At 59.9% G+C, this 21,168-nt stretch carries 16 protein-coding genes and 2 pseudogenes; 9 read left to right on the top strand and 9 right to left on the bottom strand.

The window, feature by feature from the left end:
• Positions 1-41 precede the first annotated feature (41 nt).
• The 7 genes and pseudogenes from QA640_RS32130 to QA640_RS32100 all read right to left on the bottom strand — a co-directional run bounded on the left by QA640_RS32130 (position 42) and on the right by QA640_RS32100 (position 9,916).
• Entirely contained in the window at positions 42-3,170 is a 3,129-nt protein-coding gene (locus tag QA640_RS32130) for a type I restriction endonuclease (RefSeq protein WP_283036844.1), read from the bottom strand.
• Positions 3,167-4,498 carry a restriction endonuclease subunit S gene (locus tag QA640_RS32125; protein ID WP_283036843.1) on the bottom strand — a complete coding sequence of 444 codons (1,332 nt, stop codon included), beginning with the start codon at positions 4,496-4,498 and terminating at the stop codon, positions 3,167-3,169. Before QA640_RS32125 ends, QA640_RS32130 begins: the two co-directional genes overlap by 4 nt.
• A gap of 23 nt (positions 4,499-4,521) precedes the next feature.
• Positions 4,522-6,356 (bottom strand): annotated as a pseudogene (locus tag QA640_RS32120) (class I SAM-dependent DNA methyltransferase).
• A gap of 509 nt (positions 6,357-6,865) precedes the next feature.
• Positions 6,866-7,879, bottom strand: a complete 1,014-nt coding sequence (locus tag QA640_RS32115; protein ID WP_283036842.1) for a restriction endonuclease — start codon at positions 7,877-7,879, stop codon at positions 6,866-6,868.
• A 129-nt stretch (positions 7,880-8,008) separates the two neighbouring features.
• On the bottom strand, positions 8,009-8,419 hold the full coding sequence (locus QA640_RS32110; protein ID WP_283036841.1) for a hypothetical protein: 411 nt from the start codon (positions 8,417-8,419) through the stop codon (positions 8,009-8,011).
• A gap of 76 nt (positions 8,420-8,495) precedes the next feature.
• Positions 8,496-9,050: a TIR domain-containing protein gene (locus QA640_RS32105; RefSeq protein ID WP_283036840.1), complete on the bottom strand. Its 555-nt coding sequence runs from the start codon at positions 9,048-9,050 to the stop codon at positions 8,496-8,498.
• Positions 9,050-9,916 (bottom strand): macro domain-containing protein, encoded by an 867-nt coding sequence (locus tag QA640_RS32100; protein WP_283036839.1) that lies wholly within the window; start codon positions 9,914-9,916, stop codon positions 9,050-9,052. Before QA640_RS32100 ends, QA640_RS32105 begins: the two co-directional genes overlap by 1 nt.
• A gap of 1,100 nt (positions 9,917-11,016) precedes the next feature.
• Here QA640_RS32100 and QA640_RS32095 point away from each other — a divergent pair.
• Positions 11,017-11,736: pseudogene (locus QA640_RS32095) on the top strand (IS630 family transposase); the annotation flags it as partial.
• 208 nt (positions 11,737-11,944) lie between these two features.
• A complete protein-coding gene (locus tag QA640_RS32090) occupies positions 11,945-13,330 on the top strand; it encodes an FAD-binding protein (RefSeq protein WP_283036838.1) in 1,386 nt (461 codons plus the stop codon).
• Between the two features lie 127 nt (positions 13,331-13,457).
• Here the strand turns inward: QA640_RS32090 and QA640_RS32085 are convergent, their stop codons facing one another.
• Positions 13,458-13,880 (bottom strand): GFA family protein, encoded by a 423-nt coding sequence (locus QA640_RS32085; RefSeq protein ID WP_283036837.1) that lies wholly within the window; start codon positions 13,878-13,880, stop codon positions 13,458-13,460.
• A gap of 744 nt (positions 13,881-14,624) precedes the next feature.
• Between QA640_RS32085 and QA640_RS32080 the strand changes: the two genes are divergently transcribed.
• From QA640_RS32080 to QA640_RS32050, 7 genes are read left to right on the top strand one after another with little or no spacing between them, the layout of a single operon-like run.
• Entirely contained in the window at positions 14,625-14,879 is a 255-nt protein-coding gene (locus QA640_RS32080; RefSeq protein WP_283036836.1) for a DUF2933 domain-containing protein, read from the top strand.
• On the top strand, positions 14,879-15,553 hold the full coding sequence (locus QA640_RS32075; RefSeq protein WP_283036835.1) for an isoprenylcysteine carboxylmethyltransferase family protein: 675 nt from the start codon (positions 14,879-14,881) through the stop codon (positions 15,551-15,553). Before QA640_RS32080 ends, QA640_RS32075 begins: the two co-directional genes overlap by 1 nt.
• A 15-nt stretch (positions 15,554-15,568) precedes the next feature.
• Positions 15,569-16,042, top strand: a complete 474-nt coding sequence (locus QA640_RS32070; protein WP_283036834.1) for a hypothetical protein — start codon at positions 15,569-15,571, stop codon at positions 16,040-16,042.
• A 58-nt stretch (positions 16,043-16,100) separates the two neighbouring features.
• On the top strand, positions 16,101-16,808 hold the full coding sequence (locus tag QA640_RS32065) for an ABC transporter ATP-binding protein (RefSeq protein ID WP_283036833.1): 708 nt from the start codon (positions 16,101-16,103) through the stop codon (positions 16,806-16,808).
• Positions 16,809-16,812: 4 nt separating this feature from the next.
• Positions 16,813-17,496 (top strand): hypothetical protein, encoded by a 684-nt coding sequence (locus tag QA640_RS32060; protein ID WP_283036832.1) that lies wholly within the window; start codon positions 16,813-16,815, stop codon positions 17,494-17,496.
• Positions 17,493-19,175 carry an FtsX-like permease family protein gene (locus tag QA640_RS32055; RefSeq protein WP_283036831.1) on the top strand — a complete coding sequence of 561 codons (1,683 nt, stop codon included), beginning with the start codon at positions 17,493-17,495 and terminating at the stop codon, positions 19,173-19,175. Before QA640_RS32060 ends, QA640_RS32055 begins: the two co-directional genes overlap by 4 nt.
• Positions 19,176-19,177: 2 nt before the next feature.
• A complete protein-coding gene (locus QA640_RS32050; protein WP_283036830.1) occupies positions 19,178-20,413 on the top strand; it encodes an HlyD family efflux transporter periplasmic adaptor subunit in 1,236 nt (411 codons plus the stop codon).
• Here the strand turns inward: QA640_RS32050 and QA640_RS32045 are convergent.
• Positions 20,401-20,985, bottom strand: coding sequence for a 5'-nucleotidase (locus QA640_RS32045; protein ID WP_349253757.1), 585 nt, complete (start codon positions 20,983-20,985; stop codon positions 20,401-20,403). The genes QA640_RS32050 and QA640_RS32045 overlap by 13 nt on opposite strands.
• Positions 20,986-21,168: the final 183 nt, after the last annotated feature.

Here is a 21,168-nt window from a genome sequence, read left to right as displayed (position 1 = left end):
TTATGGTCAACCGTGATAAATGAAGGACAGTCCAGCAGGAACTATCCGCTCTCCAAACCCTGCTCGCGTGCTTTTTCTCTCAATGCTTCATAGAGCTGGGCAGGCCCGAGCAAGATGTCTTTAAGCCCTTCGCGCACTCTTTCACTCTCGATGGCTTGCCTTCCCATCGTTGTATGAGCAGCGAGCGTATCCATCAAAGCGTTCATGAGTTCTTTGTTGATGGTTGGCGAATTATCGAACTGGGCCTTGGTATTGTTAATGGACTGAAGGATAAGTTCCTGCGACTCTAGCAGCTTCCCCTTGATGACGTTGTTCACGTACACGAGCTGATCGCTATCTGACAGGTCACCCTCGAACAGATCGTTGACCTTGGCAATGATCTCTTCCAGCCGCGCCTTCTCCTTCTCGTGCAGCGAGCCCGAACCGGCCTCCGACAGCGGCGGCAGTTTGGGCGCTTCACCATCTTCGAGCGGCAACTGCCGTTTGCCTTGATCCTTCAGGCTGTGGTGCGTGAGCTTGACCTTCGAGAGGTCAATGCCTTCGCGCTCCCTGCCGAACTCTAATAACGGGATCAGCCGACGGTAGAACATGAACCGCTTTTCGATAGCAGTATTGCCGTAGTCGAAGATTTGCGACAGGAAGCTGTACATCCGCTGGAACGCGCTCATGTCGCCCTTGAACAGGACCAGCGCATTGATATCGCCATTAGCCTCTTCAGTGGCCTTGGCGTCGTTCTTCGATTGTGCTGCCCGCAGTTTCTCCTGCGCCTGCTTGAACCGCTTCAAGAGACGATCCACCACCGGCTCAAGGGCTGCGATCAGGTCACCCTGCTTGGCCTTGGGGTTCATCTCGACAGTCACGACGCGATCGACTTCGAACTCGTCGTAGTACCCGGACGCATCCAGCTTGGCCCGCAGGTCGTAGACGAGGTTCGGATCAGTGACGCCCTCCAGTTCGGCTGTCTCGTAATAGGTCTTGAACGCCGCCAGCACCTCTTCCGAGCTGTTGACGAAGTCCAGTACGTAAGTTGTGTCCTTGCCGGGATAGGCACGGTTGAGCCGCGACAGTGTCTGCACCGCCTGAATGCCCGCAAGACGCCGGTCCACATACATGCCGCAAAGCAGCGGCTGGTCGAACCCGGTCTGAAACTTGTTTGCGACTAGCAGTATTTGGAATTCATCACCTTTGAAGGCGTCACGAATGTCGCGCCCATTCAGGCCGGGGTTCAGCGACTTGCTGGCTTCGGTGAAAGGATCAGTGCCGGACTCATTGTCAATCACCTCGCCTGAGAAGGCGACCAGCGTCCCGATCTTGTAACCATGGGACTTGATGTACTTCTCTATGGCGAGTTGCCAGCGCACTGCCTCAAGACGGCTCCCAAGCACCACCATGGCCTTGGCACGGCCCTCCAGCAGCGGCGCGACACTCTCGCGGAAATGCTCGACGACGATCTGCACCTTCTGGCTAATGTTATAGGGATGCAGCCGCACCCAGCGCATGATCCCCTTCAGCGCCGCATCGCGCTCGACCTCCTTGTCGTCCCATTCCTTGCCGTTGTTGGCGAGGCGGAAGGCCAGCCGGTAAGGCGTATAGTTCCTCAGCACGTCGAGGATGAAGCCTTCCTCGATGGCTTGCCGCATCGAATAGACATGAAACGGGGCAGGCAGATTATCATCACCAATCGGCTGATCGGGTTTCGGCGGACGCCCGAACAATTGCAGCGTCTTGGCCTTCGGGGTGGCGGTGAAGGCGACGTAGGTGATGCCCTTGTCGTTCGCGCGAGCCGCCATCTGTGCCGCCAGCATGTCCTCAGTGCTGACCTCGCCGCCGTCTCCCAGTTCTGCCAGTTCCTCGAGCGATAACACCTGCTTGAGTTTTGCGGCGGCTTCGCCGGTCTGCGACGAGTGCGCCTCGTCGGCGATCACCGCGAACCGCTTGCCTTCAGTAGCCGCAAGCCTGCGGACCTCCTCCAGGGCGAACGGAAAGGTCTGGATGGTGCAGACGATGATCTTCTTGCCCGCCGCCAGCGCCTCCGCGAGCTGCCCGCTCTTGCTCGCCCCTTCGGACTTGATGGTCGCAACCACGCCAGTGGTGCGCTGGAAGTCGAACAGCGCGTCCTGAAGCTGGGCGTCAATCACGTTGCGGTCGGAAATGACGATGACAGTGGAAAAGAGCTTCTCGTTGTTGGCGTCGTGCAGGTCGGCGAGAAAGTGCGCGGACCAGGCAATCGAGTTGGTCTTGCCAGAGCCTGCCGAGTGCTGGATCAGGAACTTGCCGCCCGCGCCCTCGTCAAGAACCTTGGCTTGCAGCTTCCGGGTGGCGTCGAGCTGGTGATAACGTGGGAAGACGATGCTGGTAATCTTCTTCTTGTCGTCGCGGCGGGTCACGAGATAGCGGCCAATTATCTCCAGCCAGCTATCGCGTTGCCAGACCTCCTCCCAGAGGTAGCTCGTGCGGTGACCGGCCGCGTTCGGCGGGTTGCCCTTGGCTCCGTGGTCGCCCTTGTTGAAGGGCAAAAAGGCAGTCGCCGGACCGGCAAGCTGCGTCGTCATGTGGACTTCGCTGTTGCTGACGGCGAAATGCACAAGCGCCCCGCTGGGGAAATTCAGCAGCGGCTCGACACCCTGTCCCTTGGGGCGCGGGTGGCGGTCGAAGCGATACTGGTCGATAGCGTCGTCGATGCTCTGGGTGAAGTCGGTCTTGAGTTCGACGGTCGCGACCGGAAGCCCGTTGAGGAACAGCACGAGATCGATGCAGTTCTCATTCGCCGAGGAGTAACGCACCTGTCGCACCACGCGCAGTCGGTTGGCGGCGTGGCGAGCGAGGATGTCGGCGTTCATCGCTAGGGCAGGCTTGAACTGTGCCAGCGCAATGGGCTGGCGGAGCCCGATCAGTTCGACGCCGTGACGCAGTACATCGAGGGTGCCGCGATCATCGAGCTGCTTGCGAACGCGATCCAGCAAGACGCCTTCGGCGGTCGTGCCGTGGTTCTTTGAGAGCGTTTGCCAGGCGATCGGCTGCGTGGCTTGCACCCAGGCGACAAGATCAGCAGGCAGGAGAGCGCGAGGCCGATCGTAAAGGGCTGCATTGCCATCCGCGTAAAGCCAGCCGTGCGCAGACAGGTGGGCGCAAATCTCGTCCTCGAAGCTGATCTCCTTGTGGATGCTCATGCGGCGACCACATCTGGAATTGGCGGCTCGACCTCGCCCAGCCCGCGCACGTCGATCTTGCCAGTTACGGCGGCGGAGATCAGCGCGGCGCGGCGCTCCTGGAGGAGGGTAATTGCTTGCTCCGCCTTTGCGGTTATGTCGCGAAAAGTGCCTGTTGTCTTTTCGACATACTGGTTGATCGCAACCTGTTCTGAGATGGGAGGAACAGGCACCATGATGTCAAAAAAATCTTCCGGATAAAGGCGTAACCGTGAGCTCCAGACGCCGTTGGATCGAGAGCCAACAAACCTCACGAACGAGCCTATCCGGCAAATCAACTCCATGTAGTCACAACTGAATCGATCGCCTCTCAATGCGTAGACGTGATAGTTAGGGCTTGCGATCCCATCGCATTTGCTAGAGCCCATCGCGCCCATCCATGCCCAAAGCGTATTGATCACGAAATCGGTCTTGTAGACCTTCTTGTATCCCTCGGTCGTTTCGGCCTCGAACATATTGACGGTCTTCTCACTTCGAGGTGTCACTCCCGTCAGATGGGACACAGTAAGGAGTTCTTCATTGCCGTCGGTGGATCGCTCGTCACGCTCCCGATAGACCGCCTTGGTGCGAAGGACCTCCCAGTGTTGAGGAACTTCGCCGAGCCACTCGACGCCGGACTGCTTCATCGGGGCATTCGCGTCGAGTCCCTTAGTGACGGCGTAGGAAATGACGACCTGCCGCTTCTCCTTGAGCAGCTCGATCAGCCGTTGCTGCTCTTCTACCAGCGCGTCGATCTTGGCGGTCTCGCCCTTGACGAACTTTAGGATCGAGACCTGCTCATCCAATGGTGGGATCACACAACGGAATGCTTTGAGTGCTGACTGGGGTAGGTTGTTGGCCAAGCCGTCTGCGCCGCTGATAGATCGTTCAATCTGGAGTCTGAGGGGGCCGGAGCCCAGCAGAATTGCGAGGTACTGGGGGAGCACTTCATTGGTTGGATAGAGCCGAAAAATCTTGTCCGACAGCAGCAGGTGTGGTCGGGTCCGCTCAACGAACGCCGTTGCTCCCACATTCTCCGGCGAACCGTTGGCCCGAGACATCAATACGTCCCCAGCTCGCACTTCGTACTGCGTCAGGGGCTCTAAGCTTGATGGGAGAGCCTTATTCTCTTCGTCGCGGAACACGCCCCCGTTGGCGCAGCCTGCCTTGAGTACTCCCCATTCCTCGTGTGATGCGGGCCAACTATCGCACTCCGGACTCCAGCCCTGTTCAATTTTCGACAACAGGCGGCGCACGGAAGTTAGGCTCCAATGATCCGGCACCTCGCCGAGACCGTCCAATGAGTCCATATATTTCCCGTACCTCGGGAAGCTCATGCCGCCAGCCCCTCAATCATCGCCTTGATACGGGCCGTGACCCGCGCCAGATCGGCATCGATCTTTTCAAGCGATCGCGGCGGCTCGAACACGTAGAAGTGCCGATTGAAGGGGATCTCATATCCCGTCTTGGTCTTCTCCTCATCGATCCACGCATCGGGCGCGTGGGGCAGCACGTCACGCCTGAAATACGCATCTACGTCTTCCGAGAGCGGCACGTTCTCGGTATCGCGCAGTGCGCTGTCCGCCTGCGGCCTGCCCTTGGCTTTACCCTTGGTGCCGAGAACGACATTACCCTTGTCGTCGCGCAACGGCCGCTCCACCGTGACCGTGCGATAGCCGAAGGCCTCGTTCGGGAAGATGCGGGACAGCGGCGCGAGCTTCACCTTGCCGTCGTTGGGAGCAACCGGGGGCTTGTCGCCCTCCTGGACAACCTGCCGCGCGATCTCCTTGCCCTCGGCATCGAACACCGTCGCAAGCTGCGCCTCGACGAAGGAGCCGAACAGTTTTGTCACCTCGACGATGTGCGCCTCACTCATTTCCTTGCGCTTGGAGCCGAGGCTCTTGCGCATCTTCTGCCAGAATGACGACGCATCGATGAGTTGCACCTTGCCCTTGCGCTGGACTGGCTTGCGATTGGAGACAATCCAGACGTAAGTGGAAATGCCAGTGTTGTAGAACATATCGGTCGGCAGACCGATGATGGCCTCGACCAGGTCGTTCTCAAGCAGGTAGCGGCGGATTTCGCTCTCCCCGGAGCCTGCGCCACCAGTGAACAGTGGCGAGCCATTCAGCACAATGCCGAAGCGGCTGCCGCCGTCCTGCGCCGGGCGCATCTTTGACAGGAGGTGCAGCAGGAAGAGCAGCGAGCCATCTGAGACGCGCGGCAGTCCTGGACCGAAGCGACCATTGAAGCCCTGGGTCTCGTGTTCCTTGCGGACCTCCTTCTCGACCTTTTTCCACTCCACCCCGAACGGGGGATTGGAGAGCATATAGTCGAACTTTGCGTGAGCGTGTCCATCTTCCGACAGCGTGTTGCCCGCGACGATGTTGCAACGTCCTGGCCTTTGATCAGCATGTCTGCCTTGCAGATTGCATAGCTCTCGTCGTTCAGCTCCTGACCGAACATAGTGAGCCGAGCCTTCGGGTTCAGCGCAGTAAGGTGTTCGCCCGCAACCGACAGCATGCCGCCCGTGCCAGCCGTGGGATCATAGATGGTGCGGACTACACCTGGCTTGGTGAGAACGTCGTCGTCCTCGACAAACAACAGGTTGACCATCAATCGGATGACTTCGCGCGGTGTGAAATGTTCACCAGCAGTTTCGTTCGACAGTTCGGCGAACTTGCGGATCAGCTCCTCGAAGGCCAGCCCCATCTCATGGTTGTCAACGGCCTCGGGATGCAGGTCGATACCCGCGAACTTTTCGGTGACGAGGTAGAGCAGACCGCTCTTCGCCAGCTTGTCAATCTGGTTGGAGAAGCTGAACCGTTCGAAGATGTCGCGCACCGCAGGTGAGAACGCCTGAACGTAGGCGTAGAGGTTCTGGCTGATGTGGTCCTGATCACCCATCAGCTTGCGCAGATCGAGGTCGGACTTGTTGTAGAAGCTCTGGCCTGACGCGCGGAGCAAGAACGGGTCCGGGTTTAGCCCGGCTTTCTTCTTTGCCGCGAACTCGGCAAGCACCTTTGCTTTGGTTGGCTCAAGCACACAGTCCAGACGACGAAGGACCGTAAACGGCAAAATGACTTTGCCGTAGTCGGATTGTTTATAATCACCGCGCAATAGATCGGCGACCGACCAGATGAACGACGACAGATTTTGGTGGTTCACGAATTGCCCCCAGGGTACGAGACCAGCCCGCTCCCCGAAGCAGACTGCAAAAGTGGATCATTGTGGGATCAGCTCGCGATAACATGCGCGACTCGAACATGCGGTTCAAGCTATTCCTTTGTACAATCTGAGGGTTATAGCACGCCGGCGGTCGGGTGACAGTGATGTTGCATTGATATTGCTTGATCCCTGGCGGGGCCGCCTCTAGAGGCTACCGAATTCCGCCACACCCACGTGAGCAAATGGACGGATGACTGAAGCATCCCACTGCGATCACTGCGAAGATGAGTTCCTGCCAGACGAGCTGACCTTCCTTCCGCCACCGCATGGGGACGGCGAGTTGATCTGCGGCCGGTGCATCGAAATCATTTTCCGTCAAGAGATCGCAAAGCTACCGAGCGGTGATAACTGACGCCCAGCGTATCAGTGTCATTTCGGTTGTGGCCTGCTTGTTGCGGATCACGAGCATCAAATGTCCAGGCGAAGAAGTCGGCGCATTTCGTTCGGGGCTACTCTTCGACTAACAGCCAAATATGCTTTAGCGGTAACTCCGCTTGCACCTCTTCACTGAGCTTTGAGTAATTATTTTGAAGAGCGGATACTAGTGCTCCAGCGTCCCAAAGGCGCACTTCAAAGAACAGTTGCCTCGCTTCACGTATGACACTGTCCTTGAAGCCCGCCCACGATACGATAAGCCCATGTTCTGCTCCAAAGCGCGGCATCACGCCCTGCAATTCTCGCAATACCCCAACGTCGGCGGGCGTGTCTCCGGACTTCACTTGCACTGCTATTCGCGGACTTCCAAAGCCCATTGGGCCACTTCCAGCAATGATATCGACGCCGCCGTCGGCACCAGGGCGCGCTACTTGGGTTTGATAACCCTCAGCTTCCAGGATTGCGCCAACTAGACGCGCAAGCTCATGGCCTCGATACTTCCGACTGATGAAACTAACTATCTGGTCAGCAGCGATCTGTTCAATGTCGATCCCACCCTCGTCTTCATCGCTCGCCTCCGCCTCGACTGGCTGGCTGATTGACGGTGGTCGTCTGTTCTGCGCCATTGCTGCGAGGCGTTCTTCGGCGTTGTTCCTCCGGACGCGAAACACCGTTAGGGTGCTTCCGAGCGAGTACAAGAGGTCCTGATCGACTTCAGACCTGGGGAGATCAGTCCGTATCCATTGCACGGGCCGTTGGTGTACAGCTCCTTCGGGTGCTTCTCCATTATACTGATAGGGTCCAGTCACGCGGCCAACAGCGATTGCAGCCCTGGACTTCAGCGGTATCGCAACCCAGTCCCCCACCTGAATGACTTCGCGAAAGGCCCAAAGTTCACCGGTCCATACTCTGGTAGTTCCAATCGTCTCGTTCGGGTAAGTTGCAGTCACCACCTCTTGCAGAGCGCTCCGACTAGTGATCGACGACATGTCGGCAATATCGTCCCACCCGACGGCAACTCTGTTGTTTTCGATGGAGTAGCTTTCAACCTGGCCGTACTTGCCAGCGCGAACCACCCAGAACGTCATGTGCCCCCCTTGTGCTTCGCTTTCGGTTCAATCAGTGCCATATTTCATCCAGCCAACAATACGAATGGATCACATTGAAGTCTTAATGCGCCGAAATCCGACGCTGTGGTCTGTTGGCCCAGGGCTCGATCACATTGCGTATTTGGTCAGTTGCAGGCGCGCGAACTCCGCTACGCGGCCAATCACCTCATGTGCGCGATGATCGGTAGCCTCCGTGTCGATCCAGACTTGCCCGGTATCAAACGCTGTTGGGCTAAACACATTAGGTGCAAATGCGCCCGGCATGGTGAAGAGCTGATCGGGCCGCCGTACGATCCGTGGCTTCTTGCCAAGGTTCAACTGTCCATGCTTGAGCGTATAAGCCAGATCACGTAGCAATCTGTAATCATCGCTTCGGCCAGCGAGATCTTCTTTCCAATCATCGTCACGTCGCAGGGCTACATTGCCAGCGCGATGGAGTTCAGCATGAAGAACTCCGAAGAAGGCATCTAACGTCATGGCCGCGTTGATTGCTTTCCTCAGATCGCCGCGCGCCGCCATGGCAGAGCGCGCGTTAGGTTCTGCGACTTCGTCAAAAAAGTGTCGAGGCGTCAACTTCAACCTCTCTAAGCTCGTCTCACCGTATGTCTATTCCGAACGACCTATGAGCTTCAACGGTGTAGTAGTTCAAAGCAGTCGCGGGCAGGTTCTCGTGACTGAATTGCTTAATCGCGTCATCTATCGCTCCTTGCTTGAACGGAATGTGGATGGCCCTGAGGGTGCCATTGTCAATTCGCGATGCTAAGGCAGGCGGCCACAGGGGGCGTAGTTCTTGTGGCTGCGTAATCCATTCATAGCCTGTGTAAGTGGCAATGATCGGAATTTTGCACTGGTCTACAGCATAGGCGATTTCGAAGGGCACCCAATCAGTATCGAGCCTCGTTGTCGGACCGATGATCAAGACCATATTTTTGGAATTGTTGAGTCGTTCAACGAGGCTGCGCCTCAGCGTCTCTTTTTTGCTTGTGTCTCGGACGCCTGCGACTTTGTCGTGGCTGTTTATGAATTGGAAGTCGATGTCGTCATGCTCGTGCCAAGCCTTAAGCATCCTATAGTACTTGATATCGGAGGCTGTCGGATCGGTGCTGCCTCCGGCGTGGAAGGCGATATAACTGCCGTTTCGGTAGGCCATTATCGCTTCCTCCAATCTCGCCGAATTTCTCTCAGGTCCAAGGCTTCGAAGCAGTCTTCTGGTAGGACGATTGCGACTTGCTTTGGCAGATCGAATTTGCGGCCATAGTCCACCAGCGCTAACACTATGAGGCGCAGTAGATGTTGGGGCTCGATGTTGACACTCGAACGTCCATTGCCAATTAACGGCAGTGAAATCGGTGCGCCATTCCCGTGATTGCGGATCGCAGCTAGTGCGCCCATAAGGGCGCGCCAAAGGGTGGGAACATCAGACGAAGCCTTAAACGTGGCTAGGTCTACTCTCGACATTGCGACGAGGAAAACTCTATGTTGTCCGCGATCTAGTACGGCCGTCGTGCCAATGTCGTATCTGGTTTTTGGAGAAATCGGTCTCTGCTGAACTCTTGTGCCGTCGGCGTTCGCTAGTGCAGCGTCAACTACCGTCCTGAACCGAGCGCTATCACCGTTGAACGTGCTGATGATCAGCTTCCCATGAAGAGAGTGCTGCGAGACTACGTCTCCAACTTGGCTGTCGAAGAACTCGCCGACCCCGATTAGCCAGTCAGTCGGTTGAGCAAACAAGTCGCCGTACTCTATTTTTATGTTGGTATCGGTCGTCGGCAGACGGAACGAGACAGCTCGAACTTCATAGACGTGTCTGATGAACCAAATCACGGCCGCCGCAAGGACGATTGCGAGGTAGCAGTTGCCGTGCTGCTTGATCCATTGATCTAGTGGATCGGACACCTTGGTTGCTATCTCAGTAACTAACCAGACCGCGCCCGCAGCACTCAATGCCTGGGTGATCCCGGCGCTCCAACGCCGTTTGATACCGACCCGTAGTGATTTGAATATTTCCTCAGTCATCCGACTCCCCCCGCCATCTAAAACCATAGCCGTGGGGGCGGTCGCTTCCAAGTTGCAGGAGGCGAGAGATCACCCATTTTTAGAGGGTATCCCCATTCTCCGGCACAGGTATTATTCCGGAGATGTTCCGGCCCTCATTGCGATGGCCAAAGGGACACTATAAGGACACCGAACTCCTAAGTTATTGAAATAATGTAGTAAATGTCCCGCCGCCTTCTCCCACAAGGGGAGAAGGAGAGGGCGCTTCCCACAAGCGGGAGCGCTACGCGGACACTAAGAACTCCGCGGACCGGTCGGGGTGAGCGCTCCATAGACTCGAACCCCCGACGCCTGACTGCGGCTCCGACATGTTGGATACTAGGTACGCCGCACTGCAGCATACTGTTCTTGCAAACTGACCGTCTCCACCTCGCGCCTTTGGGCGATCACGGCTATTCTTTCCTCACTTGATCCTAGTTTCGGCGAACCGCATGAAGCTTGGCCCCGTACCGTTGGCCTCTTCCCGCCTGCGAGAGATTAGGTGCCCAGCTTTCGTAAGTGATCAAATGACGCATGGTGGCCAAAAGGGTTTCGGCATGACCAAGCACGGCCGATCGGGGCACGCAACCCGGTCGCCCCGTTTCCGCTTCCTGCAGAAGATCGAGGCACAGAAGAACGAGCGCAAGGATCGCTCCCGGATCAAGGACCCGAAGCAGTCCGTCGACGAGCTCTTCCATTCCCGGAAGCCAGCGCGAACCTAACGGACTATTCGGTCAACCGACCATGCCGAGAACGCGCAACGAAATCGCAACGAATTGGGTGAAATGACCGTGAACAAAGCGGGACGGAAACGACGGTCACGTCTAGAAAAATCAACAGCTTGGAAGATGCTCACTGCGTTCGGGACGCAGGGGTCGCAGGTTCGAATCCTGCCACTCCGACCATTCCTTCCAAAAATTGACGTTTTGCAGAGGCTTGGCGGGACAACTGGCCCCGCCTCGCGGGACCTTTTTGCACGGATTTTCGAGGCGGGTCCACGGCGGATTTGGATGGGCAGAGGGGGCTGTTTCAATGGCATGGCTCGCCCTCATCACGAAGCTAGAGCTTATTGCAACCTACAACAGCGGACGTTGCCCACGACGCCGGCCGATGCGACGCACTGGTCGATCCGCTCGATGGCCGAGGAAACTGGCTTTTCCCACACCACGATCCGCCGAATGTGGATGGCGTTCGGTCTGCAGCCTCACCGGAGCCAGACATTCAAGCTGTCGAGTGATCCGCTGTTCGTCGACAAGATGCGCGATATCGTCGGCCTTTACCTGTCCCCGCCGAACCGAGCCCTTGTCCTCAGCATCGATGAGAAAAGCCATTTCAGGCACTGGATCGCGAGCAGCCGGTCTTGCCGATGATGCCCGACATCCCGGTGCGTCGTACGCACAGCTATGTGCGGCATGGTACGACCACGCTGTTTGCCGCGCTCGATGTCGCCTCGGGGTTCGTCATCGGCAAATGCTACAAGCGCCACCGGGCAGTCGAGTTCTTGAAGTTTTAAAAGAGATCGATGCTCAAGTTCCTGAAGGCCTCGATGTCCATATCGTCATGGACAACTACGGATCAAAGCGTGACTCGCCCGTCGGCCGCATTATCATGTCCACTTCACGCCGACTTCCGCGTCATGGATCAATCAGGTCGGACGCTGGTTAGCTGAACTCACCCGAAAGCAGATCCAGCGAGGTGTTCACACTTCTGTCAGGCAACTCGAGGCCGACATCCGTACCTTCATCGACCTGCACAACAAAAATCCCAAGCCCTTCAAATGGACCAAGTCTGCTGACCAGTGAGAGGCGCGCGCCGTTCGGTCGCCGCCCTCTCAGATCGCGGTAGTGTGGCACGGCACCCTCGGACCGCCGGAGGTAAAGCCGTTGTAGATTTGTGATGGCTATCGCGCCGCGCTTGATCTAGGTTTCCGGAACGGGCGGAGAACGCTCGGGGACGTCATGAGTAGACCTCCGACCCAATGACCGATCATGGGTGGAATAGGAGGACATCATGCAGGCCATGGCCACCGAAACCTTCATCGGCAATATGCGCGGCCCGGTAATCAGGCGAATGGATTCCGACTATGACGCTGTGCGGAGCCTCTACAACGGGATGATCGATAAGAGTCCCGTAATGATTGCGCGATGCGCCGACGTCGCTGACGTCGTCGCGGCGGTCAATTTTGCAAGGGAGAACGATCTCCAGGTCGCGATCCGCGGAGGCGGGCACAATGGGCCGGGCCTTAGTAGTATCGACGACGGGCTGATGATCGACTTGTCGATGATGAAAGGCGTGCGGGTCGATCCGGGCGCTCGTACCGTCCGCGTCGGTCCCGGTTGCACGCAAGGCGATGTCGACCACGCCACGCACATCTATGGACTTGCCGTTCCGGCCGGCATTGTCTCGACCACGGGGATCGCCGGCCTCACGCTCGGCGGCGGCACCGGATACCTCACCCGCAAGCATGGCCTCACAATCGACAATCTGCTCGAGGCGGATGTCGTGCTCGCCGATGGTCGCATTGTCACCGCTAACAAGTCTGAGAACGCTGACCTCTACTGGGGCCTGCGCGGCGGCGGCGGCAATTTCGGCATCGTCACAAGCTTCCTGTTCCAGGCTCATCCGGTGAACAAGGTCTATGCCGGTCCAGTATTCTGGGATCTCGAAAATGCTCGGACCGTCATGCAGAAATACAGGGATTTCCTCCCCAGCGCTCCTGAGGAGCTCGGGGCCTTTGTCGGATTGAAGACTGTTCCACCGATGGACCCATTCCCGGCGGCGCATCAGGGCAAGCGCGCCTGCGCCATAATCGCCTGTTACAATGGTCCAGCAGAAGATGGTCAGGCGGTCATAGCCGAGTTACTCGGTGAGCTGCCCCCGCCGCTCTTCAACTGGATGGGCGAGATGCCCTATCCGGCCCTCCAATCCATGTTCGATCCGTTTTTCCCGAAAGGCCTTCAATGGTACTGGCGCGGCGATTTCGTGAAAGAACTGACCGACGAAGCAATTGACGCCCATATCGAGCAGGCCCGGAATGCACCGAGCGCGCTTTCGCTCATGCATCTTTATCCGATCGATGGCGCCGTCCATCGCGTTGGCAAGAGCGACACCGCCTGGAACACGCGCGAGGCGACTTGGTCGATGGTCATCGCCGGCATCGATCCAAACCCGCAAATGGCAGGCGAAATCACGCGCTGGACCAAGGGCTATTGGGAAGCCGTGCATCCTTACTCGGCCGACGGCGGCTATGTGAATTTCATGATGGAGGATGGGGATGACAGCAGACTCAAGGCTACTTACGGCGACAACTACGACCGCCTCGTCGCCTTGAAAACCAAATACGACCCGACGAACTTCTTCTGCATGAACCAGAACATCAGACCGCTGCACTCGTAGACGTCCACGTCTGGTGCACGGTTCAGTCGCGTCCAAAAGTGCTTGTCGAAGCGTTCTTTCGCTTCGGGGAACGAAGGAACGCTCGGGCTATCTCTCAGTCGTGAGTCACGCGATGCATTCGTCATCCTTATTCCGGGAGGACTTCTCCTGAGCCACCGAACTCCTTCGGAAAATCCTTGAGCTTGGGAAGGCCGTCTCGCATCGGCAGAACAGTCTCGGCGTAGTTTACGTGTACACCGGGCGTAAATTCTAACGTAGGAAGTGTCGCCGCGAAAACATCAACCAGCCCCAGGGGCGGATGATTGGTCATCAGGTGCCCGCCGCATTTCGCGCAATACTGACGCTGGCTGAGCTCAGTTTTCTGGAACATCGCGACATGCTCGGCTCCCGATGTGACCCGTACCGCTTCCGGCTTCCAGAGGCTGAAGGCATTTACAGGTCCGCCGGACCACGAGCGACAGGAACTGCAATGACAATAGCCCATCGCCTCCGGTGATCCCATGACCTCCAGCTTGACTGCACCGCAAAAGCAGCTTCCAAGGTGAGACATTGGCTACCTCCCTTGAGTTCATTCTTCATCGGCAACAAACGCATTACATTAGCAAAGGAAAGGACGCGCCGCAGCCCCCGATCGGCGAATGCAATGAGTCAATCGCGGCTCTTCGCGCATGTCGGCTGCGGGTCTTGGTTGTGTGGAAACTCGGGCCGGTCGGGCAGCTGTAGACGTCCTCATCAGGCAGATAGGCGAAAGTCCTGTTTGCCGAACCGGCCCTCCGCCTTGGCGTTTCGACGTCATGGGCTTGGGCAAGGTGACTGCAACGCCAGCCTCTTCGCAGACTAGTCATCTGGAATGAAAGTTCGTCACATAAAAGAGCGCAGGGACCTCTGAAGGAGAGTGCTTGTGGCCAATGCAGGTAGAGAGGCCGGCCGATTGCGCCGTTAAGCGAGATGCCCGGGTTACCTGCTGGGCACCCGAGACCTTCGAGAGCCGGCTGGGGTTGGTTATCCGCCGCTTCGCGGATTATTGCGACCCTCGTGGTAGTGCAATGCTACAAATCCTCCCTTAGGGGACGGTCGTGGCAAAAAGTTGAATTTGATCCTGTTGATGGTCGATGTCGTCGGGCCTTGGCGTCCGAATCTCACAACAATGCCGATGACCTCCGGAATGCTGGGTGCGTTCGTTAGAGAGGAATTAACCCGACTTGGTCTCCGCAACTGCGCCGGAAGTTGACTTGAATCAAGAGGTCGATGGGCGAATTGCGCTTTCATTCGCGTGTATTTTGGAGAGTGGCCAATGTCGGCGGAAAGTCATTTTGAGAGCCCGGATCAAACGCGGCAAGGCATGTCCATGAAGGCCCGAGCTGGCATCGTTCTTCTGGGATTCCTCGCCATTGCCGGCGCGCTCTTGTTCACCGAGCACAGGGCTCACGTGCTCGGATTGCTGATCTGGTTGCCCCTTCTTGCATGTCCGCTGATGCACTTCTTCATGCATGGAGGACACGGCCACCATCACGGCGGCGGTCGACCGAACGATCCAAGGAGCGTGTGATGCGCGACACCGCACCCGCCTATGGCCTCTGGAGCCTCGTCGTCGTCAATTCGGCAGTGTTCATCCTGTTCGCCTACAGCTTCTTCAAGCCGCAGACATCCCGCGACTGGCGCTCGTTCGGGGCCTTCAGCGCGTTTCTGATTGCGCTGTTCGTGGAGATGTACGGCTTCCCGCTCACCATCTACTTCCTTTCCGGCTGGCTGCAGTCGCACTACCCGAACGTCGACTGGTTCTCCCATGACGCCGGCCACCTGCTCGAGATGATGTTCGGCTGGAAGGCGAATCCGCACGCCGGACCGTTCCACATCTTGAGCTTCATCTTCATCGGCGCAGGCTTCGTCCTGATCTCCGCCGCGTGGAGGGTGCTGTACGATGCGCAGCAGATCCGCAGCCTCGCGACCACCGGCCCCTACAGCTACGTCCGACACCCGCAGTACGTCGGTTTCATCCTGGTGATGTTCGGCTTCCTGCTGCAGTGGCCGACGCTTCTCACGCTCGCGATGTTTCCGGTGCTGACCGTCATGTACGTCAAGCTGGCGCGCGACGAGGAGCGGGACGCGAGGTCGGAGTTCGGCGAGGCCTATACGAAGTACGCTGAGCACGTACCGGGCTTCATACCGCGGCTGAGCCGAATCCTCGGGCAGGGCTCGACCGGCAGTTATCGTCACGGCTGATCCGGGGCGGCCACGATGCGCGACACGCGGGGCCGCTGGCGACTATCCTCGATCCTCCTGGCGGCTTCCGGCATCCTGTTGGTTGGTGTCGGCATCTACTTTCTTTTCCTCCGGCCTCCATTGCTGCCAGAGGACATCCGGTACATGAGCCTTACCCCGGCTGAATTGCAGTCGATCGGGCCTGGACTGACATCGTGGCTAACCCACGTATTTCGCGTCATGGGCGGCTACGTGGCGGCTACGGGAGTGCTCGCGCTTACCCTGGCCTTGACGTCCTTCCGTGACCACCGCGCTGTGGCTGCGGCCGGCGCCGGGGTTGCCGGCGTGCTCTCGATTGGGTTGATGGCCGCCGTCAACTTCATGATCCATTCCGATTTCAAGGGGGTCCTGCTCGGCATGGCGCTCGTCTGGTGGGCGAGCATCGCAATGTTCGTCCGTGAATCCGCCCGTTCTTCGAAGGCCGGCGGCGAGCCGGGCGCGAGCCCCTGACCTACATCAATACCGGAACGGTGGATCCGTCCGACAATCGCGTCCCGAAAGGGCAGCCATGAGCGAAACCATTTTCACCGCCAAGGCGCTTACGAAGACCTACGTCTCCGGCGAGGTGACCGTGAAGGCGCTCAACAGAGTCGATCTGGAGATCGCCGAGAAGGAAGTGGTCGTGCTGCTCGGGCCCTCCGGCAGCGGCAAGACCACGCTGCTCAACATCATGGGTGGTCTCGACCGGCCAAGCAGCGGCAGGCTATTCTTCCGCGACCTGGACTTGACGGATCTCGAGGATCGCGAGCTGACGAGGTACCGCCGAGATCACGTCGGCTTCGTCTTCCAGTTCTACAATCTGGTGCCGAGCCTCACCGCGCACGAAAATGTCGCGCTGGTCACCGAGGTCGCCAAGAAGCCGATGCGCCCGGCCGACGCTCTCGCGCTGGTCGGGCTCGAAGAGCGGATGCATCACTTCCCCGCCCAGCTATCCGGCGGCGAGCAGCAGCGGGTCGCCATCGCCCGTGCGATCGCGAAGCGTCCGGCGGTGCTGCTGTGCGACGAGCCGACCGGGGCGCTGGACTCGAAAACCGGCATCCGCGTCATCGAGGTGCTGCTCGGGGTCAACCGGCAGCTCGGGACCACCACCGTCATCATCACGCACAACGCCAGCATCCAGGAAGTCGCCGACAGGGTGCTGTTCTTTGCGGACGGCAGGATCTCGAGGATCCGGAAGAACGAGAGCCGGCGCCAAGCGGCCGAGCTCACCTGGTGACGACATGACGACGCTCGACATCAAGCTGTTTCGGGACGTCAGGCGGCTCTGGGCGCAGGTGCTCGCCGTCGCCCTGGTCGTCGGAGGCGGTGTCGCGACGCTGGTGCTCGCCGTCGGTTCGCATCGGTCCCTGGAAGAAACGCGGATCGCGTACTACGAACGCTACGGCTTCGGTGACGTGTTCGCTCAGGCCAAGCGGGCACCCAAGGCGCTCGCCGACAGGATAGGAGAGATCCCCGGCGTCGCCGCCGTCGACACCCGCATCGCCAAGCTTGCGCTGCTGGACATTCCCGGCTTCTCCGAACCCGCCAGCGGGCAGTTCGTTTCGCTGCCCGACAACGCCGAGCCGCATCTCAATCGGCTCTACATGCGATCCGGGCGGCTTCCGGAGCCGGGACGGTCCGAGGAGGTCGTCGTCAACGAGCCGTTCGCCCGAGCCCACGGCTTCTCCGAAGGGGCGCGGTTCTCGGCCATCCTGAACGGCAAGAAGCGCGAGCTCGTCATCGTCGGCACGGCGCTGTCACCAGAGTTCGTCTACACGGTTGGGCCCGGCGACCTGATGCCGGATGACCGCCGCTACGCGATCGTCTGGATGTCGGAAAAGGCGCTCGCCGGCGTCTACGATCTCGACGGTGCCTCTCGGCGGTGTCGGTCAAGCTGCAGCCCGGCGCCTCCGAGCGCGAGGTGACCGCGCGGCTCGACGCCTTGCTCGACCCCTACGGTGGGCAGGCGGCCCATGGTCGCAAAGACCAGACCTCGCACGCCTGGCTCGACCATGAGCTCGACATGCTCAACAACATGAGCCGCACGCTGCCGCCGATCTTCCTTCTAGTCGCCGCCTTCCTGGTCAATCTCACCCTGACCCGGCTGGTCGCGCTCGAGCGCGAGCAGATCGGCCTCCTGAAGGCGCTGGGCTACGCCGACAGCAGCATCGTGCTGCACTATTTCAAGTTCGTCGCTCTCATCGTGGTGATCGGGATCGTCCTGGGCGGCGTGGCGGGCACATGGCTCGGACTGCGTGTCACTGCGTTGTTCGGCGACTTCTTCCACTTCCCGTTCCTGGTGTTCGCGAAGGCGCCGGATCTATACGTCACCGCCGGCGCGCTCAGCGCGGCCGCCGCCGCCGTGGGCGCGCTGCGGGCGCTGCGCGAAGTGGTCAGGCTGCCGCCGGCCGTCGCCATGCAACCGCCGGCCCCGCCGGTCTACCGGCGGCTGCTACCGGCGAGCATCCAGCTCGACCAGGTCGTGTCGCAGCCGACGCTGATGATGGTCCGCAACATCGCGCGCCATCCGGTCCGGGCGGCCTTCACGGCGCTTGGGATGGCGCTGGCCACCGCGATCCTGGTCGTCTCGCTGTTCACCCGCGACACCATGGAGCAACTGATCGACGTGACCTATTTCCTCGCCGACCGGCAGGACGCGACCATCGGCTTTTCCGAGAAGCGGATCGAGAACGTGGTGGAGCAAGTGAACCGGCTTCCGGGCGTTCTCGCTGCCGAGCCGTTCCGCGAGGTGCCCGTCCGGATTCGCCATGGCAACGTCGAACGGCGGATCATCATCAGCGGCCGGCCGGCCGACGCGGATCTGAGGCGCATCATCGATGCCGATCTTCGGCCGGTCGCGCTTCCGGAGACCGGCCTCGCCATCTCCGCCATGCTCGGGCACATCCTCGGGGTAGGGGCCGGCGACACGGTCGAGGTCGATTTGCTGGAGGGCGCCCGCCGTACCGTCAGCATGCCGATGGTGGCGACCGTCGAGGATTATTTCGGCATCAGGGGAATGATGGACATCGAGACGCTCCGCAAGCTGATGCGCGAGGCGCCCGTCGTGAACAGCGTGAACCTCAGCCTCGACGAGAACCGGAAGGAGGATTTCTACGCGGCCGTGAAGTCCATGCCGACGGTCGGCGGCGTGGCGCTGCAGCGCGTCTCTCTGGCGAACTTCCGCAAGACGGTCGCGCTGCTCGTCACCACGATGGCGAGCATCTACACCGGGCTCGCCGCCGTGATCGCGTTCGGCGTCGTCTTCAACAACGCCCGGATCTCGCTGTCCGAACGGGCGCGGGAATTGGCCAGCCTGCGCGTGCTGGGCTTCACCCGCGGCGAGGTGCTTCACATCCTCCTGCTCGAACTCGCCATCCTCACGCTGATCGCTCAGCCGCCGGGGTGGGTGATGGGCTACGGGCTCGCCTGGGTCATGAAGACGAACCTGGCCGGGGAACTGATGCGCGTGCGCCTCGTCGTCGAGCACTCCACCTACATGGTCGCCACGTCCGTCGTGGTGCTGGCGGCCACCGCCTCCGCAGCGGTCATCCGCGAACGCATCGACAAACTGGACCTCGTCGCGGTCCTCAAGACGCGAGATTAGCCATGTCGGCAAAGTGGACCAAACGTTTCATCGGCGCTGCGGCCTTGGCCGCCATGGCGGGAGGGCTGGCCTGGTTCGCCTGGCCCCGCCCGGTTCTCGTCGATCTCGCGACCGTCGCGAAGGGTCCGATCGAAGTCACGGCGGACGACGACGGCAAGACCCACGTGCGCCACGTCTACACCGTCTCGGCGCCCATAGCCGGAAAGGTGCTGAGGATTTCGCATCCGCTGGGCGAGCAGGGACCTTCGCTTCACGTCGGCGACGAAGTCGTGGCCAACCAGACGGTCATCGCCCTGATGCAGCCGACGCTACCGGGATTCATCGACGTTCGCTCGCGCGACCAGCTTAAGGCCGAGGTCCTGGCGGCGGACGCCGCCATCCAGCAGCAGGAGGCCGAGGTGCAGCGGATCGAAGCCGCGCTGGATTTTTCAAAGACCGAATTTCAGCGGGCCCAGACGCTCTCGCGGACGCAGACCATCTCGGCCCAGGCCTTCGACAAGGCAAAGTTCGACGTGGCCACCAACGAGGCCGCCTTGGCGAGCGCGAAGGCTCAGGTCGACATGCGCCGCGCGGTGCGTACCAGCCTGGCGGCCCGGTTGATGGACCCAGCCAACACCGCGCCCCCAGAGCCGACGTGCTGCGTCCGGGTGCTCGCGCCGGCGAGCGGACGGCTGCTGAAGATCGTCCAGGACAGCGAGGCGACCATCCTGCCCGGGACTCCCCTCGTCGACATCGGCAACCCTCTCGATCTGGAGGTCGTGGCCGACCTGCTCTCGACCGATGCGGTCCAGATCAAGATAGGTGCCCCCGTCCGGATCGACGGTTGGGGCGGTCAGCCCATCAAAGGGAAGGTCGTCCGCGTGGACCCCGCCGGCTTCCTGAAAGTCTCGGCGCTCGGCATCGAGGAACAGCGGGTCAGGGTGGCCATCGACTTCGCGGACCCGCCCGAGGCGTGGGCCTCGCTCGGGCACGACTATCGGGTCGTCGTCCACGTGACCACCTGGAGCGCTCAGGACGCCCTGGCCGTGCCCGTGAGCGCCTTGTTCCGGAAAGGCGACCAGTGGGCCGTTTTCGCCGACGACAGCGGCCGCGCGAAAACTGTGCCGGTCAACATCGGCCACCGGAATAACCGGATCGCCGAGGTTCTCGCCGGGCTCGGTGCGGGAGATCGGGTCGTGCTGCACCCCAGCGACCGGGTCACAGATGGAGGGCGGATCTCGGAGCGTTACGTTAGGTGACCGGCGCAGGTGTGGCGTGAAGAAGGTCGGCAGCAGCCTAAGGGTAGACAAACGTCTCGGTCGCTGCGCGAGGACCCCGCGTTCTCCCGTTCGTGTTTCAGGAATGCCTGCAATCCGTGAAGCTTGAAGACTTCATCGGATTCGTCGCTGAACACGACCGCGTCCCCGTCGAACGCGATACGAACTTCATCGCTCGGATCCTCTTGGCGAGCTTGGGGAGCCGTGCCGAGTTTCGCTGCGGCGGCCCCGGCTTCCATTGCCGCCCGCACGTCTATGATTTCGTTGGAGAGAAAGAGATCCAACTCCCATGCGGAAATGAAGGGGCCGAGCGAGCGACCGCTGGTAAAGCTGCCGGCCTTTATTCCGAGCCCGTATCGGTCGATGGAGTTGAACGCGCGAAGGGAGAGGTCGGGTGAATTCCGCGAGAGGAGAAACACCTCCACACACGGCTTTTGAGCCGGATCGTTCAGCCTCAACAGTCTTTCCACGACTTCGAAGCCCGGTCCTTTCTCAATGAGAGTGTCCTCTCGGTTGAGCTGCAACGCTGCGTAGACCTGAACCCCTTCGTTCAGGAAGACTGCATGCTCTTCCTCGAGATTGAAGAGGGAGCGGGTCGAACTATTCGCAGCGGTTGAGACCCGAGGGCTTCGCGTATGTCGGTCATGGTGCCTCCGTCCTCACTATAGGGTGGCTCGTACGGCGCTTCGCCGCTCATGGCGAACGCGCTCGTGCGCACGGTCTCGTGTTTCATCGGA

Source organism: Bradyrhizobium sp. CB82, from assembly GCF_029714405.1.
Classification (GTDB): domain Bacteria; phylum Pseudomonadota; class Alphaproteobacteria; order Rhizobiales; family Xanthobacteraceae; genus Bradyrhizobium.
Note: the sequence above shows the minus strand (reverse complement) of the source record. Positions and strands in the feature narration are given on the sequence as shown.

Coding starts and splice junctions, on each gene's coding strand:
- QA640_RS32080 (WP_283036836.1), top strand. CDS start 14,625: ATGTCGGCGGAAAGTCATTTTGAGAGCCCGGATCAAACGCGGCAAGGC.
- QA640_RS32075 (WP_283036835.1), top strand. CDS start 14,879: ATGCGCGACACCGCACCCGCCTATGGCCTCTGGAGCCTCGTCGTCGTC.
- QA640_RS32110 (WP_283036841.1), bottom strand. CDS start 8,419: ATGGCGGCGCGCGGCGATCTGAGGAAAGCAATCAACGCGGCCATGACG.
- QA640_RS32100 (WP_283036839.1), bottom strand. CDS start 9,916: ATGACTGAGGAAATATTCAAATCACTACGGGTCGGTATCAAACGGCGT.
- QA640_RS32070 (WP_283036834.1), top strand. CDS start 15,569: ATGCGCGACACGCGGGGCCGCTGGCGACTATCCTCGATCCTCCTGGCG.
- QA640_RS32085 (WP_283036837.1), bottom strand. CDS start 13,880: ATGTCTCACCTTGGAAGCTGCTTTTGCGGTGCAGTCAAGCTGGAGGTC.
- QA640_RS32090 (WP_283036838.1), top strand. CDS start 11,945: ATGCAGGCCATGGCCACCGAAACCTTCATCGGCAATATGCGCGGCCCG.
- QA640_RS32065 (WP_283036833.1), top strand. CDS start 16,101: ATGAGCGAAACCATTTTCACCGCCAAGGCGCTTACGAAGACCTACGTC.
- QA640_RS32130 (WP_283036844.1), bottom strand. CDS start 3,170: ATGAGCATCCACAAGGAGATCAGCTTCGAGGACGAGATTTGCGCCCAC.
- QA640_RS32115 (WP_283036842.1), bottom strand. CDS start 7,879: ATGACGTTCTGGGTGGTTCGCGCTGGCAAGTACGGCCAGGTTGAAAGC.
- QA640_RS32050 (WP_283036830.1), top strand. CDS start 19,178: ATGTCGGCAAAGTGGACCAAACGTTTCATCGGCGCTGCGGCCTTGGCC.
- QA640_RS32105 (WP_283036840.1), bottom strand. CDS start 9,050: ATGGCCTACCGAAACGGCAGTTATATCGCCTTCCACGCCGGAGGCAGC.
- QA640_RS32125 (WP_283036843.1), bottom strand. CDS start 4,498: ATGGACTCATTGGACGGTCTCGGCGAGGTGCCGGATCATTGGAGCCTA.
- QA640_RS32060 (WP_283036832.1), top strand. CDS start 16,813: ATGACGACGCTCGACATCAAGCTGTTTCGGGACGTCAGGCGGCTCTGG.